This is a genomic window from Acinetobacter tandoii (assembly GCF_008867985.1).
Lineage (GTDB): Bacteria > Pseudomonadota > Gammaproteobacteria > Pseudomonadales > Moraxellaceae > Acinetobacter > Acinetobacter tandoii.
Genome location: NZ_VXLD01000021.1, coordinates 1 through 14,785, shown reverse-complemented (window position 1 = coordinate 14,785; position 14,785 = coordinate 1). Strand labels below are relative to the sequence as shown.

Below are 14,785 nucleotides of genomic sequence, written 5' to 3'. Positions count from 1 at the left end.
TTGAGTAAACGATAATAGTTATCGTTTACTCTAGCTTTGATTCATTTAGGTGCGTAGCGTATTCTGGTAAAAACGCCACTCATCTTCCAACATCTGAGTCAAACTACGTTTTGCTTTCCAGCCTAAAAGTCGTTCGGCTTTCTCTGTATTTGCTCCAACCTGATCTAACTCTTGACTAATCAAGTAGTTGGTTTTCATGGTCTTGATTTCAGCCCCTGTTACTTGGGCAATCTGTTGCAATAAACTTTGAATCGAATAATTTTCACCTGTGATATTAAACGCTTCACAAGTATGCTGTTGAGTATATAGCCATTTCAGAGCGGCAATAACCGCATCACAACTATCCAAAACATGTACAAATCCACGCTCTACAGTACCATCTGCAGTTTTTGCCTGTTTATGTAAATCAATATATTCGCGCTGTCGAGCAGCAACTTGCATGGCTAACGGCACAATATTTTTCGGCAATGGCTGTACAAACTCACCTAGAACACCATGTTCAAATGCACCGACTACATTACCTAGTCTTAGAATGGCAATATTCCATTCCTCATCAGTCTTAAAGGTGTCACGTATGATTTCTTCAATCATTTGTTGAGACTTAATATACGGATTAGGGTATGCATAGTTAAATGGCATATCTTCTTTCAGATCCAGACTCGATTCACCATATACTGCCAAACTCGACAAATGAACCAAATGTCGCACACCCGTTCGTTGCATGGCACGCATTAAACTCATAATACTACTGACATTGTCATTGTAATACTCAAGCGGCTTTAAAACCGACTCTTGCAAAGATTTGAATCCAGCCGTATGAACAACAGCATTGACTGTATATTGCTCAAAGACCTTATTCAAAGCAGGTGTGTTGCGAATATCCAGCTTTGCAAATGGAACATACATCCCAGAGATGTACTCCAATCTTTCCAAGGTCTGTAGATTGGCATTGGACAAATTATCTACAATAATGACTTCCTGCCCCTGAGCCATTAAGCTAAGAGCGACATGCGAGCCTATAAAGCCTAATCCACCAGTTACTAAAATCATTGTATACTACCTTTTTCTTATGAAGTCTGGACGTTCCAAGTTTCGATTGGTACAGCCTTTAAGTGAATTCCATGAGTACATTACTGTTAATTACCTCTGCTCCTACATCTATTCATGCTTGGCATGCACTCGGGCTTGCGCAAGCGTTACATACACAGCAAGAAGCATTCCGTGTTTTCTTTTATCAAGACGGAGTTTCCGTAGCCAACGCCCTGCAATGGGTGCCCGATGACCAACGAAACCTCACGACAGAGTGGCAGAAACTTGGCATTCGCTTACCTGTTTGTGTAAGTGCAGCTTTGGCAAGGGGTATCACAGATGAAGAAAATGCAAAAAGACACAATATTGACCAACATAACTTAGCGCATGGCTTTGAATTGGTCGGTTTAGGTGAACTTGCCGATGCCGTACAATCCACTGAACGTCTAATTCAATTTTAAGTGGTTATTTTTGGCGAATTTGTTGCATTTAAAAGGTAAATTGTGTGAAAACTGTACTCGTGATCTTAACCCAAGCCAACCTAACCAGCTTACACGTGCATGAAAGCCTTGCTGCGACTATGGTTTTAGCGACATTCGGCTGTGAAGTCAAGGTTTTACTCGTGAACGCCGCGCTCAGTCTATTACAAGCGGAACAACAGTTTGACAGCGTCAAACATGCCTTTAAACTGGCATCTAATATGGTTGATAGCTTTGAATTTTACGACCTCACCCCAGTTTTGGTCGAAAGTGTGAATCAAGACCACCCTTTTGTGGTTCAGTCCCAACAAGAAATTGAGTTTGTTGAGCTAAATACTGAGTTTTTACAAACTTTTGATCACGTTTTATATTGGTAACGGATGAATATTTTTTATGCTAACAGCTACACTTTATTTAATTCAATCAGATTATTCATCCGCAGAGGCTAAACTCACTCAATTACAATCGCTGTTACATAGCAGTGATAGCGTTGTGTTAATGGGTGATGCTGTACTTCATGCTCATCATGCAGCTTTAGCTCCGATTTTACAGTTGTACGTCCTCGATACAGATGCTTCTTTATTAAGCCATCCTGAACCAGCACAATTAAAAGTAATTTCTTATTCTGAATTTGCCGACATTTGCTTAGCACATACACGCTGTATGACCATTAAATAATAGGTTTGGAAATATCATGATGAATCTAGAACTCGATCAAGATGGTCATTTGGTCGATTACACCATCTGGACACCTGAAGTCGCTCAAGAGCTTGCAAATAGTCTTGAGCTTGAATTAACCGACTGGCATTTAAATATTCTGCATGCTGTACGTCAATTTTACCAGCAATTTGGGCATTCACCTGCAACCCGTCCGCTCATTAAATTTTTAATGAAAAGCGTTAGCCCAGATATTAACAATGCCATGCTGCAAGAGAAATTTAACACAGGTCTTGTTGCCCGACATTTAAGTCGCCTCGCAGGTGTTCCCAAACCAGCCAATTGTTTATAAAAACGAAAGCTTAAGCCTGTTGTATCTACACAGCAGGTCGAGCTTCAGCATGAAATGGATGGTGACGAAATAGAGGTTTAACCTGACGAGCATGCAGAGGCTCTCCGCACTCAGAACACACGGTAATCGCAGTAAAGACTTTACCGCATTGTTTATGCATAAGCTGCATAGGCTTACCTGTACCATCATCCATCCATTTATCAGCCCACGTCACCATACTCATCAGTACAGGATAAAGCTCCAGACCTTTTTCGGTTAAACAATACTCGAAACGTTGCTGTCGCTCAGTATAAGGTCTTTTTTCTAAAATTTGATGGTCAACCAAACGCTTTAAACGGTCAGCCAAGACATGCCGGGTGACCCCCAATTGCTGTTGAAAATCATCAAAACGGCGCATACCCATAAACGCATTACGTAGAACCAATAATGTCCATCGATCTCCAATGATCGATAAGGCTCGTGCAATCGAACATGGTTGCTCGCCAATTTCATCCCATTTCATAGATTTCGTTATTCCAACTGTTCTTTTTCAAAAGTATCGGATTGTGGCAATTTTGACAATATTGCGGTCTGAATCTATAGCAGCAATAAAAAAAGCCATGTTATTCACATGGCTATTAAGAGGTACAAACAACAACTAGGGAAGTAGTTGCTGGTTAACGGGCACTCACCCTTTTAACACAGCTATTGTGATCGTATTTTACGTATCATTTCCCGTCATTTTCATGTCATTTCCAGACAAATTTAAGCAATTTGCTTAAACTTCATCCCCGTCTTTCCAGACATCTTCATATTCTTCACGATCAATCATAAAGCGGTAGCCATGCTCCAATGCCAAATATGGCAGAACTTCTGGCAACAGTTTATCCAGCTCTTTGACGGACACCGTTTGGAAGAAATCTTCACTGTCGTCATGTTCGCCTGCATAAATAAACCATGTGACATCCTCCCCTGCTTCTGGCTTGTTACGAATGCCCACAATTGGTTCTTGATTTAAAGATGCGACTGCAACGGCAATCACATCATTTTCATGCACTGCAATATACTTTGAGCCATATTCTTCACATACCAGTTTTTGTTCAGTGATTAAATCCATATCCATTGTGGATACCAAATGTAATGATTGATGTTCCGCAGTTTAGAACCAAGCGCCATTTGTCTCAAGTCATCCCCACACAAAATATACTGTCGCAGGTTGTATTTTTCTGTTAATCTTGATTTTGTAACTTTATCAAGGTGGATTATGAGCGAATCAAACAAAGCCTCTCATGGTGGCAAACGTGCGAATGCAGGACGTAAATCACAATACACTGAAAAAACGGTTGTCATGCGTGTTCCTGAGTCTAAAGTCATGGCTATTAAAGAATGGCTGAAACCTGTACCTGAAGATGACCGTCAAAATAATATTCAACTGAACCCAATTCATTTACAAACTGAATTGGCAATTCCATCTCCACTCGAATCTGTCGCGGCAGGGTTTCCTTCTCCCGCCCAAGACTACATAGAAGATTATATCGACCTAAATAAGTATTTGGTTAAAAACCCAGCCAGCACTTTTGTTTTACGCGTGAATTCTTTATCTATGAAAAATGCAGGGATTGATGCAGGAGACCAAATTCTGATTGACCGTAAATTAAATGCAGAACATGGCGATATTGTATTAGCACTCATTAACAACGAATTTACGGTTAAACGCTTTATGCAAGATAAGCATGCAGATAATGGTTTTAAGTTTTGGCTAAAAGCAGAAAACCCCGACTATCCAGACATCTACCCGCGTGGTGAGGAAAATATTGCTATTTGGGGTGTTGTTATCTGCATTTTAAAAAAGCTCAAATAAGTGACTATTATGGACAAGCTTTATCATCAAGAATTATTCGCGCTGATCGACATTAACAACTGTTATGTCAGTTGTGAACGCGTATTTAACCCAAAATTGAATGATAAGCCTGTAGTCGTGCTCAGTAATAACGATGGCTGTGTCATTTCACGTAGCAATGAAGCCAAGGCCCTGAATATTTCTATGGCAGTACCTTGGCATGAGATTGAACGAGATGCGGTAAAAGCTGGTGTACAAGTCCTTTCAAGTAACTATCCACTTTATGCCGATATGTCACGTCGTTTTTTTGAGATTTTAGGTGAGCACTTTAATGATCATGATCTTGAACCCTACTCGATTGATGAATGCTTTATACGGCTCACGAGCTACGCACAACTTTTCGATATCGAACAATATTGTCGAGAACTTGTGAAAAAAATTGCGCAATGGCTTGGTTTACCGTGCTGTATTGGAATTGGTTATTCAAAAACTCAGGCAAAACTTGCAAACCATTTTGCCAAGAAACGAAAGAGCTTTAATCAGGTCTGTTTTTTGCCCACATTGGACTTATGTAGTCTTGAAGGACTGCTGCTCGAAACACCTGTAGAGGAAGTTTGGGGTATTGGACGAAAAATCAGTAAAAAATTACAGCATTATGCAATTCATAATAGCTTTGACTTAACTTTTGCCAATGAACATTACCTCAGTAAAGAGTTTTCTGTCCTGATTGCACGTACAATTCGTGAACTAAAAGGTCAGTCCTGCATTGCATTAGATGATCCGACATTACCAGCAAAAAACATTCTTTCCTCTCGTAGTTTTGCCAAAGCACTGTCACAAAAAGAGATCATAAAACAGGCAATGATTTTCCATGTCAATCGTGTTCATAAACGCCTGATGCAACAACAACAACTCTGCGCCTGTATCCATGTTTCTTTGTATGAAAAAGTGCCTAAGACACCCCATAAAAAGAGCCATTCACATGCCATAGGCTTAGAGTATGCCAGTGATGATTTATTGGTTTTAAACAAGGCCGCCTTACAGCAAATTGATGTTTTATTTGAAGAAAATGAGAAATATGTGAAAGTTGCTGTCATGCTTTCTGCGCTACATCCAAAAAGCCAGCATATCGATGACTTATGGCAACCGATCCACTTGATTCAACAACGCGAAGAACTGATGAAAACTTTGTACAAAATGAAACATCGTTATGGTTCCGACTGCATCCAGATTGGTTATCAATCCAGCAGCACGGCATGGAAGATGAAACAGCTACATCGTTCGCCACGTTACACCACATGTTGGAATGAAATGTTGACCATTGATGATTCTCTATTCAGCCAAAAACCTTGCAAATGACGCTTTTTGGTCAATTTAGGCTTTAAAAGAAAATAACTGTTATATCGTAAATTTTGTCATTTTTTAACATTGCCAATTATCAGCAAAGTTCGCAATATATGACCCAAGTTCTGGTACTTGCTTTCTACAACAATTCAAAGAAAAAAACAAAAGACTTGTAGGAAATTATGCCATAATAAGCAAACTTTGCAGACATCTTGCAAAGCATTATTGCAAACTTAAAATTGGAGCGTGCTGAATGAGTTCGACCATTTTGGTCATTCATGGACCGAATTTAAACTTACTAGGAAAACGAGAACCTGAAGTATACGGTCATCTCACCCTAGAGGATATCAATCAGCAGCTCATCTCTCAAGCGCAAAAAGCATCAACATCTCTCGATACATTCCAAAGTAATTGGGAAGGTGCCATTGTCGACCGAATTCACCAAGCGCAACAAGAAGGCGTACAGTTTATTATCATCAACCCTGCAGCTTTGACACATACTTCCGTTGCAGTGCGTGATGCCCTTCTTGGCGTGGCAATACCGTTTATTGAAGTGCATTTGTCGAATGTTCATGCCCGTGAAGCATTTAGACATCACTCTTATCTTTCCGATAAAGCCGTGGGTGTAATTTGCGGTTTGGGTGCAAAAGGCTATGCTGCTGCACTCGATTATGCCCTCGAAAAAATTCAACCATCTAAGTAATCATAATCAGGAATACTGTCTCATGGATATTCGTAAAATCAAGAAACTCATCGATTTGATGATTGAATCTGACTTACAAGCGATTGAAGTTAAAGAAGGTGATCAATCGATTGCATTGACTCGTCGTAGTCCAGTCGTTGCTGCAGGAATTGCAGCAATGCCAGCTCCATCAGCAGAAATTCCATCTGCACCGAAATCTTCACCACGTGGTGCTGTTGAAACTTCACCAATGGTTGGTGTGTTCTATGCTGCTCCAAGCCCAGGCGAAGCACCATTCATTAAAGTAGGTCAAACTGTAACTGCTGGCGAAACACTGGGTATTATCGAAGCAATGAAAATCATGAACCCGATTGAGGCGACTCAAAGCGGCGTGATTGAAGAAATTCTTGTGAAAAACGGTGAAGTGATCCAATTCGGTCAACCATTATTCCGCTATCGCGCATAACACCACGGGGACTTACAATGTTGCAAAAAGTTCTAATTGCAAACCGAGGTGAAATCGCTTTACGTATCACCCGTGCTTGCAAAACCTTAGGAATCAAAACCGTTGGTATCTATTCTGATGCCGACAAAGACCTAATGCATTTACGTTTTTGTGATGAAGCGGTCTGCATTGGCCCAGGAGCGAGTAGCGAGAGCTATTTAAATATTCCTGCAATTATTACTGCTGCAGAAATTACAGGTGCAGATGCCATTCACCCTGGTTATGGCTTCTTATCTGAAAATGCTGAGTTTGCTGAAATTGTAGAAACCTCTGGTTTTATTTTTATTGGTCCACGTCCTGAGCATATTCGCTTGATGGGGAACAAAGTATCTGCAATTACCGCTATGCGTAAAGCAGGTGTGCCTACCGTTCCTGGTTCTGCGAATGCTGTAACACCACAAAATGCCCTTGCTGAAGCAAAAGAAATTGGCTTTCCACTCATTGTGAAAGCAGCTTCAGGTGGTGGCGGTCGTGGTATGCGTATTGTAGAACGTGTAGATACACTACTTGAGTCTGTACAAGCAGCTCAACGTGACGCAGAAATGTGGTTTGGTGATGACACGGTTTACATGGAACGCTTCCTACAAAAGCCACGTCACGTTGAAATCCAAGTTCTGGGTGATGGTAATGGTCATGCAATCCACTTATTTGATCGTGACTGTTCTTTACAACGTCGCCACCAAAAAGTATTGGAAGAAGCGCCTGCACCAAACTTACCAGAACAAGCACGTGCAGACATTTTAGAAGCATGTGTGAATGCATGTAAGATGATGCAATACCGCGGTGCAGGTACATTTGAGTTCTTATTTGAAGATGGTGAATTCTTCTTTATCGAGATGAACACCCGTGTTCAAGTTGAACATCCTGTTACTGAAATGGTTACAGGGATCGACATTATTGAGCAGCAATTACGTATTGCCGCAGGTCTTGGACTTGAAATTGCTCAAGAAGATGTTGAATGTAAAGGCCATGCTATGGAATGTCGTATTAATGCGGAAGATCCTTCTACATTTATGCCATCTCCAGGTAAAATCGAGCATTTCTATGCTCCAGGTGGTGCGGGTATTCGCCTAGACTCACATATTTATCAGGGTTATAGCATTCCGCCTTACTACGACTCAATGATCGCCAAGCTCATTGCACATGGTAAAGATCGTGAAACATGTATCGCTCGTATGCGTCAAGCCTTAGATGAAATGATCCTGACTGGAATTAAAACCAATATTCCTTTGCATAAAGATCTAATTCTACAAGACAAAAACTTCTGCAAACATGCGATGGATATTCACTATCTAGAAAAGCATTTGTTGAAGCAACTTGAAGGTCAAGCAGAGAAAGCTGCTTCTTAATTATTGCCCCCGTTATAAAAAAGCCAGTCAATAGACTGGCTTTTTAAATTTATGTGATCTTATTTGTCTACATCAAAATATTCTTAGGGCAAAACACGACGCAATGTTGCAAAACATTGAACGGCTTTTTCATTATTACAGAAATTAATGGTCGTCGGATTTTTCCATTGCACAAAATACTGAGAAATTTCACCAGACTGGTCTTGTTTATATCCAGAGCAATCTGCTTCGTTGTTATCATATTTTACCTGTAACACTAATACAGGAAGTTGAGCACCCGTATCTTTCGAAGCCTGATAATCATAGATTCCCGTAGACCATTCTTGACCACTTTTAATGAATACATCGTTATTACTTTTAAAATTATAGTATTCAATACATTTTTTATTGTTAGGAATTTCCATCCCCCACAAACCTACAATTTCAGGTCGCGTCATAATACGAATTGTATTGGCACCACGATCTGCCTCATCTTGAGCATTTTGCGTTGCAGTGGAACTTTCATTTGCCATGCTCATTGCTGAACATAACATCAAGACCACTGTAAGATATGCTTTTTTCATATAGTTAATCAGCCATTGCATCCCTGCAAATACGTTATCATATTTTTAAGCAAAACCATCACTTATAACCATTTCACTACAATCTATTTGTATAAAAAGATGCGCTTTTACCATCTAGTACTAGCACTTTCTTCTTGGAAATCTATAGAATGATTTCCAACAGCTTTTAAAATCAAAGCGAATATTGAGTATACTTTTATTTTCTTCAATTAGTAGAAAATCATAACGCTTAAATTAAGGATGATTATTTGTAAATGCAAATCAGACAACTTATAACTCCTTCAATTCAACAACAATCTTATGCTTTTTTAATAATCGCAACCGTCATTTTTGCTTGCTGTTTAATTGGTATATTTACACGTCCAATCACTTTTTTAGCCTTATTATGGCCTGCTAATCCTGTGTTATTAGGATTATTCTTACGATTTCCAAAACTCAATAACTTTGGCGGTTGGCTGGGTGCCATTATCGCTTATGCTATTGCAGATTTGATTACAGGTAATTCAATTGAACTTACACTTTATTTAACTATATCGAACTTAATTAGTGTCTCCATCCCTTTAATTCTGGTTCATTTCACAAAACTAAATTATCGTGACTATAATAAGGGCTTAAGCTTTCTATATTTATTCGCCATGTGTACTTTGGGTGGTTGTCTGCTAAGTGCTATTTTTGCAGTTCAGACGATCACACACGTACCAAACAGCTTTATGTCTCCTGAACGTTTTTGGACTGAATTTGGCATGTGGTGGACAGGAGAAATTTTTAACTTTGTGACTTTTCTCCCCTTAATTCTTACATTCCCCACAAGAAAAGAAAGTCAACAATGGATTTTTGAACTCTTTACTGAACCACTAAAAACCAGTGATATTCTGCCTTTTATCGCTATCATCATTTCAGTCGCTTTCACACACATATTTTTTGGCCCAGGTTCATTACTTTATCCCCTAGCAGCCTTAATTTGGGCAGCACTAAGTTATAGATTATTTTCTGTTGCATTTATTAATAGTGTCGTCTGCATAGTGACCTATCATAGCTTAACCTACTTTTACTTATCATCTTCATCTAATGCTTTTTTAAGTACGACCATATCTATTCGTATTGGGTTATGTATGCTTGGAATTGCACCTCTCATTCTGTGTGCAATCAGCCAAAATCGTCAGAAACTTTATCGTCAAGTTCTCGACTATGCCAATCATGACAGTTTAACAAATACATTGAATCGACGGTATTTTCTGGAACAAAGTCAATTATTTATTCAAGAACTCGAGAATAAATCTGTAAGCATTCTCATGATAGATATTGACCACTTTAAGCAAATGAATGACCGATACGGCCATCACGTAGGCGATTTAGTCTTACAACAGTTCGCAAAATTAGTAAAACAAAAAATTAGTTTTGATGACTTATTCGCACGTATTGGCGGTGAAGAATTTACTGTGTTAACGTTGAATACATCACTCGAAGATACAATTCAGTTAGCTGAACGCATTCACCATACCATCGAAACCGCTATTCTAAATATTGAAAATCAGTTTCAAATTCAGATGACCATCAGCATTGGGATTGCACATCAAGCCTTACCTTTATCTGGAACATTGCAACAACTGATTGTTCAAGCAGACCAAGCCCTTTATAGTGCAAAAGCCCAAGGAAGAAATCAGATTATTATTTCAACTAAATGAGTATAAGACAGTAAATCTGGAGTAAAACAATAATGAAGTTTTCGGAATATCAACAGTATGATGGTTTAGGATTAGCTGAACTGGTTGCTAAAAAAGAAGTTCATCCTCATGAATTATTACTTACAGCATTGTTAAGGGCTGCAGAAGTCAATCCCAAGCTCAATGCCATTACCATTCCAATGCATGATTACGCACAAAAACGTTCTCAGCAATCTCTTCAAGGTCCCTTTGCTGGCGTTCCCTTTTTAGTAAAAGATTTATTTCAAGAGTTTAAAGGCTATCCGAGTACCTTTGGTAGCAAAGCATTTAAACGGGCAAATTATATTGCACAAACCAATTCTGAAATTGTTAATCGTTGGGAAAAAGCAGGTATTGTGACGTTTGGTCGAACCAATACACCTGAATTTGGAATAAAAGGCATTACAGAGCCAGAAGCCTGGGGAGCCTGCCGCAATCCATGGAATTTAAAGCACAATAGTGGCGGTTCTTCAGGTGGGTCTGCTTCTGCTGTTGCCGCTAGTATAGTGCCTCTTGCAGGTGCTGGTGACGGTGGCGGCTCAATACGCATTCCAGCTTCTTATTGTGGCTTGTTTGGTCTAAAGCCAAGTCGAGGCCGAACACCATGGGGACCCCATTTAAGTGAAGCTATGCATGGGGCAGCCATGCAACATGTGTTAACTAAATCGGTACGCGATAGTGCAGCCATGCTAGATGCTACACACGGCTCTGAACTCCATTCTCTTTTTTCAATTAAAACACCAGAGCAAAGCTACCTAGAGATTATTCAACACCCACCAAAACAGCTCAAAATTGCCTATAGTGTGACATCTCCAATAGGAACTAAAGTTTCTAGTGAGGCTGAAGCAGCCATTTTACATACTGCAAAGTTACTCGAATCTTTGGGACACATCGTGGTAGAGGCTCAACCGCCTATCAATGGCATGTCGTTAGCGAAAGACTTTATCACCACTTGGTTTAGCCAGTTTGCCTATACCATTCAGGAAACACGATCTCTGTTTAATATTCAAAATGATGATTTTGAACTGGATTCATTAGCTTTGGCTGCATTTGGCGAAACAACAACAGCATTACAATATATTCATAACCTTAATAATTGGGGCCAATATGCAGCACAGATGAATCATTTTTTTGAACAATATGATTTATATCTCATTCCATCAACTGCAACAACCGCACCCAAGAATGGTGAAATTAAAACACCTCTATGGCAAAAACAATTATTGAAAACTCTTCTTAAAATAGGCCAAGCGCATCGACTTGCTGAAGGAAAATTTATTGAAAAAATCATTAAAGAAAATCTGAAGTGGGTACCATTCACCCAATTGGCTAACATTACAGGCTTACCCGCAATGTCCGTTCCACTTTATTGGAACAACAACCAACTGCCTTTAGGCTCGCAATTTGTTGCACCATTCGGACGAGAAGATCGACTTTTACAATTGGCACAACAATTGGAACAGGCCCAACCTTGGGAAAAAAAATATAGTCAAATTAAGATTTAAGCTCAGCTAAATGGTCTTTCTGTACTTTATTGGGCAATCCTGCAACAAAAATTAAGCCCATAAATACAGAAAGTCCAGCAATTATAAAGACATGTTCACCTGAAATTTCAGTCCAGTACTTACCCGCTAATAAACTGCCTGAAGCAACTCCTAATCCCCACATTGTACTGTACAGAGCTTGTCCACGTCCCTGCTGCCCAGACATAAAATTTTCAAAGATAATGCGCATCGCAATCATATGAAAAAGACCAAAACTAAAAGCATGAATCGTTTGAGCAAACAACTGCATCAAAAATATATTCGGGAAAAAGCCGACGATTAACCATCGAATACCCGTGAGTATTAAACACACACTCACCAAAAAACGCCACGAGAATTTCTTAAGAAAAACATTAGCAAAAGCAAACATAATAATTTCTGCTATAACACCAATTGCCCATAAAAAACCAATTTCAGTTGTTGAATAACCAACCTGTTTAAGATAATTACTATAAAAACTATAAAAAGGTGCATGTGATAGCAACATAATAAATTCAATAATGAAAAAGGATGCGACTACTGGTTTTCTTATAATAGGTAACAGTGGTTCAAGTTTCTTCTGTGATTTAGGTGCACTTTTAGGTTCATAAATAGTAAATGACCATAGAAAAGCTAAAAATGAGATACACAGCAATAGAATGGGTAGCATAGAGATCGGGATTATTTCTAATAATGCCCCTATACAAAATACACCCGCGATAAAACCGATAGACCCCCATTTTCGAACTTTGCCATATAACTCGGCCCTTTTATCTCCCAACCAGAATAATGTAACGCCCTCAAATTGCGCTAAAATTGCATTTTGGAAGAAACTAAAAATCAACATCAGCAAAGCAATCGATTGAAAACTATTTGGTATGAGAAAAATTAAGAACCATATACAAGCTTCCATCCAAGTTGCTATTCTAACTAATAACATCCGTTTGCCAGATTTATCAGCCACCCATCCCCATATAAATGGTGCAAAAAAACGAGTAATAATGGCAATAGAAGATAAAATACCAATTTCCTGAAAATTAAAACCTTGGTCTTGTAAATAAAGACTCCAATACGGCATAAATGTTCCAACAATACAATAGTAAAAAAGATAGAAACCACCTAGTTTAGTCGTCATTGGAAGGGTTAGCATCAGGTCATTTTCTCTAGTATTTACAATAGCTTAAATCTTTTTAAAGTTGTATCCGTTTGTACCTGCAATGCTTGGTTAAGAGATAAAAGGTATACAAAATAGTATACAAATCTTTTTAAGAAAATTATTTCAAAATTTGTATACTTTAAAAAATTCGCTATATTTTATCATCTTAGGTATCAGTCACCAAAGATAGAAAGCACTTAAACCAATAATTATATCCGCTTCGATACTCCCCAAATAACAAGCTCATCTAAAAAACAGGTAAACCCTGAAGAGTTAAAGAATATTTATGTGATTTTTGGATATAATTCAAAATTGAACTTTTACGGAATATCTATTGAAATACAATAACTCAACGATACTCCGTGTGCCATAATTAGAAGCTATAATTTCTATCATTACCTAGTTTTGAAAATTGATCTTCCATATCATTAAATGCATCGGTAAAACCATCTAACGAAATTTTGTTCTCAATAAGTTGTTTTTTATTATTCTGGAATCGTGTAAAAGCATAATTTCCACTTTTAAATTGCTTAATCAATTCTGAACCATTTCTAAATAATCCTTCACGCTCTTGAAGGATTCCTTTGTTATCCACATGAATAAAAACTGGATTATCCTTTAAATGTTTTTCACCAATATTTACAATGTATTGATAATTAACATGCAAAATGGAAATAGGTCCTTTACTCATAACACATGCTTTCATATCCTCAAATACTTTGTATTGACATTTTATTTTCCAGCTAGCGCGCCCGAGCAACTTATTCTCGATTAAGTCCATTTCGACATAGTTACTTGATTTAGCATTAACTTTTAAAATTAAATTGGAAATTTGATCTTCAGATGCATTAGTGTTACTAGCTATGATAGAGCTTATAATAAAAAAGATAAAAAAAAATTACGCATAATGAAATCCCCAGTACATTTAAAAAAGCTATAATAATCAACATTTTTTTGATATCTATTGCCTAATGTATCATTTTTAAAAAATAAGTGTGTTTTTTTACAAATAAATCTAAATATGTTGTTTATTACACATTTTTTACTCAAAGTACTCCCAAGTTGCTCTTGTTATGATGTCTGTATTATACAAACTTATAAAATTTGACTACACAGAATAATAAAAAAGCTATATTTTCAAGTATTTTGCTGTCTACATTGTGGCTAATTGATCTTAATCACATTAATATAAAACTTCTAAATTCTCTATGAAGTAAATTTAAAAATTAATGTATTTCCTATTAACACACAACTTAAGGAGTTTCTTAAAATAATAATCCCTCTCTTTCTATAAAGACTTTATTAATATTTATCGTCATCACATCAATCTATATCTTTTTAAAAATGCTAAGTTATTTACATATAACTATTAATTCTACTCATAAGCTCATCAAAATTAAAATCAACAGCCTATGTTTCCTCCTGATAATCCTAGAAGTACTAATGTGTTTACACTAAAAATTAAATTTGTACTTTATATTATTTAGCACTGCACATTCAGAAATTTTTTATATTTTAATCAATAGAATACAAATTAAAATATGAATAAAAAATTATCAAAAAAAACATACAAGGTGGTTTTCAAATTTATTAATAACCAGTAAGCTTCAAACTATTTTTCAAT

At 37.7% G+C, this 14,785-nt stretch carries 17 protein-coding genes; 11 read left to right on the top strand and 6 right to left on the bottom strand.

The features are described from left to right. Positions 1-45 precede the first annotated feature (45 nt). Entirely contained in the window at positions 46-1,050 is a 1,005-nt protein-coding gene (gene galE / locus F4W09_RS16485; protein ID WP_151505420.1) for a UDP-glucose 4-epimerase GalE, read from the bottom strand. A gap of 71 nt (positions 1,051-1,121) precedes the next feature. Here galE and tusD point away from each other — a divergent pair, with 71 nt between their 5' ends. The 4 genes from tusD to F4W09_RS16465 are packed head-to-tail and all read left to right on the top strand — an operon-like array spanning position 1,122 to position 2,517. Further along, positions 1,122-1,490 carry a sulfurtransferase complex subunit TusD gene (gene tusD, locus F4W09_RS16480; protein WP_016167904.1) on the top strand — a complete coding sequence of 123 codons (369 nt, stop codon included), beginning with the start codon at positions 1,122-1,124 and terminating at the stop codon, positions 1,488-1,490. A gap of 44 nt (positions 1,491-1,534) precedes the next feature. Then, on the top strand, positions 1,535-1,885 hold the full coding sequence (locus F4W09_RS16475) for a hypothetical protein (protein ID WP_016167903.1): 351 nt from the start codon (positions 1,535-1,537) through the stop codon (positions 1,883-1,885). A gap of 16 nt (positions 1,886-1,901) precedes the next feature. Beyond that, positions 1,902-2,186, top strand: coding sequence for a DsrH/TusB family sulfur metabolism protein (locus F4W09_RS16470; RefSeq protein WP_016167902.1), 285 nt, complete (start codon positions 1,902-1,904; stop codon positions 2,184-2,186). Positions 2,187-2,205: 19 nt separating this feature from the next. Then, positions 2,206-2,517: a TusE/DsrC/DsvC family sulfur relay protein gene (locus tag F4W09_RS16465; protein ID WP_044737871.1), complete on the top strand. Its 312-nt coding sequence runs from the start codon at positions 2,206-2,208 to the stop codon at positions 2,515-2,517. A gap of 25 nt (positions 2,518-2,542) precedes the next feature. Here the strand turns inward: F4W09_RS16465 and F4W09_RS16460 are convergent, their stop codons facing one another. Next, a complete protein-coding gene (locus F4W09_RS16460) occupies positions 2,543-3,019 on the bottom strand; it encodes a winged helix-turn-helix transcriptional regulator (protein ID WP_044737872.1) in 477 nt (158 codons plus the stop codon). Positions 3,020-3,274: 255 nt separating this feature from the next. After that, positions 3,275-3,619 carry an immunity protein Imm33 domain-containing protein gene (locus F4W09_RS16455; RefSeq protein WP_151505419.1) on the bottom strand — a complete coding sequence of 115 codons (345 nt, stop codon included), beginning with the start codon at positions 3,617-3,619 and terminating at the stop codon, positions 3,275-3,277. A gap of 141 nt (positions 3,620-3,760) precedes the next feature. On the opposite strand from F4W09_RS16455, the gene F4W09_RS16450 reads away from it, so the two are divergent. From F4W09_RS16450 to accC, 5 genes are all read left to right on the top strand, one after another. Further along, positions 3,761-4,357, top strand: coding sequence for a LexA family protein (locus F4W09_RS16450; protein ID WP_104442066.1), 597 nt, complete (start codon positions 3,761-3,763; stop codon positions 4,355-4,357). Positions 4,358-4,366: 9 nt separating this feature from the next. After that, positions 4,367-5,695: a Y-family DNA polymerase gene (locus tag F4W09_RS16445; RefSeq protein ID WP_151505418.1), complete on the top strand. Its 1,329-nt coding sequence runs from the start codon at positions 4,367-4,369 to the stop codon at positions 5,693-5,695. Positions 5,696-5,933: 238 nt separating this feature from the next. Next, entirely contained in the window at positions 5,934-6,383 is a 450-nt protein-coding gene (gene aroQ, locus F4W09_RS16440; RefSeq protein WP_016167896.1) for a type II 3-dehydroquinate dehydratase, read from the top strand. A gap of 22 nt (positions 6,384-6,405) precedes the next feature. After that, positions 6,406-6,828 carry an acetyl-CoA carboxylase biotin carboxyl carrier protein gene (accB, locus tag F4W09_RS16435; RefSeq protein ID WP_016167895.1) on the top strand — a complete coding sequence of 141 codons (423 nt, stop codon included), beginning with the start codon at positions 6,406-6,408 and terminating at the stop codon, positions 6,826-6,828. A gap of 17 nt (positions 6,829-6,845) precedes the next feature. Next, entirely contained in the window at positions 6,846-8,216 is a 1,371-nt protein-coding gene (gene accC, locus F4W09_RS16430; protein ID WP_100240878.1) for an acetyl-CoA carboxylase biotin carboxylase subunit, read from the top strand. A gap of 83 nt (positions 8,217-8,299) precedes the next feature. Here the strand turns inward: accC and F4W09_RS16425 are convergent, their stop codons facing one another. Beyond that, the gene (locus F4W09_RS16425; RefSeq protein ID WP_151505417.1) at positions 8,300-8,779 is read right to left on the bottom strand and encodes a hypothetical protein; all 480 of its coding nucleotides are present in this window, start codon (positions 8,777-8,779) and stop codon (positions 8,300-8,302) included. A gap of 254 nt (positions 8,780-9,033) precedes the next feature. On the opposite strand from F4W09_RS16425, the gene F4W09_RS16420 reads away from it, so the two are divergent. Together F4W09_RS16420 and F4W09_RS16415 are read left to right on the top strand one after the other, a co-directional pair. Further along, entirely contained in the window at positions 9,034-10,464 is a 1,431-nt protein-coding gene (locus F4W09_RS16420) for a sensor domain-containing diguanylate cyclase (protein WP_104442064.1), read from the top strand. 32 nt (positions 10,465-10,496) lie between these two features. Further along, the gene (locus tag F4W09_RS16415) at positions 10,497-11,987 is read left to right on the top strand and encodes an amidase (RefSeq protein WP_044737878.1); all 1,491 of its coding nucleotides are present in this window, start codon (positions 10,497-10,499) and stop codon (positions 11,985-11,987) included. On the opposite strand, the gene F4W09_RS16410 is transcribed toward F4W09_RS16415, so the two are convergent. Then, positions 11,977-13,155 (bottom strand): MFS transporter, encoded by a 1,179-nt coding sequence (locus F4W09_RS16410; RefSeq protein ID WP_151505416.1) that lies wholly within the window; start codon positions 13,153-13,155, stop codon positions 11,977-11,979. The two genes, F4W09_RS16415 and F4W09_RS16410, sit on opposite strands and share 11 nt — an antisense overlap. A gap of 379 nt (positions 13,156-13,534) precedes the next feature. Then, positions 13,535-13,852, bottom strand: coding sequence for an invasion associated locus B family protein (locus tag F4W09_RS17360; protein WP_228155312.1), 318 nt, complete (start codon positions 13,850-13,852; stop codon positions 13,535-13,537). Between the last annotated feature and the right edge of the window lie 933 nt (positions 13,853-14,785).

Bases quoted from the DNA above. Each gene is read 5' to 3' on its own strand.
- galE (WP_151505420.1), bottom strand. From the start codon at position 1,050: ATGATTTTAGTAACTGGTGGATTAGGCTTTATAGGCTCGCATGTCGCT.
- tusD (WP_016167904.1), top strand. From the start codon at position 1,122: ATGAGTACATTACTGTTAATTACCTCTGCTCCTACATCTATTCATGCT.
- F4W09_RS16470 (WP_016167902.1), top strand. From the start codon at position 1,902: ATGCTAACAGCTACACTTTATTTAATTCAATCAGATTATTCATCCGCA.
- F4W09_RS16465 (WP_044737871.1), top strand. From the start codon at position 2,206: ATGAATCTAGAACTCGATCAAGATGGTCATTTGGTCGATTACACCATC.
- F4W09_RS16460 (WP_044737872.1), bottom strand. From the start codon at position 3,019: ATGAAATGGGATGAAATTGGCGAGCAACCATGTTCGATTGCACGAGCC.
- F4W09_RS16455 (WP_151505419.1), bottom strand. From the start codon at position 3,619: ATGGATATGGATTTAATCACTGAACAAAAACTGGTATGTGAAGAATAT.
- F4W09_RS16450 (WP_104442066.1), top strand. From the start codon at position 3,761: ATGAGCGAATCAAACAAAGCCTCTCATGGTGGCAAACGTGCGAATGCA.
- F4W09_RS16445 (WP_151505418.1), top strand. From the start codon at position 4,367: ATGGACAAGCTTTATCATCAAGAATTATTCGCGCTGATCGACATTAAC.
- aroQ (WP_016167896.1), top strand. From the start codon at position 5,934: ATGAGTTCGACCATTTTGGTCATTCATGGACCGAATTTAAACTTACTA.
- accB (WP_016167895.1), top strand. From the start codon at position 6,406: ATGGATATTCGTAAAATCAAGAAACTCATCGATTTGATGATTGAATCT.
- accC (WP_100240878.1), top strand. From the start codon at position 6,846: ATGTTGCAAAAAGTTCTAATTGCAAACCGAGGTGAAATCGCTTTACGT.
- F4W09_RS16425 (WP_151505417.1), bottom strand. From the start codon at position 8,779: ATGAAAAAAGCATATCTTACAGTGGTCTTGATGTTATGTTCAGCAATG.
- F4W09_RS16420 (WP_104442064.1), top strand. From the start codon at position 9,034: ATGCAAATCAGACAACTTATAACTCCTTCAATTCAACAACAATCTTAT.
- F4W09_RS16415 (WP_044737878.1), top strand. From the start codon at position 10,497: ATGAAGTTTTCGGAATATCAACAGTATGATGGTTTAGGATTAGCTGAA.
- F4W09_RS16410 (WP_151505416.1), bottom strand. From the start codon at position 13,155: ATGCTAACCCTTCCAATGACGACTAAACTAGGTGGTTTCTATCTTTTT.
- F4W09_RS17360 (WP_228155312.1), bottom strand. From the start codon at position 13,852: ATGAGTAAAGGACCTATTTCCATTTTGCATGTTAATTATCAATACATT.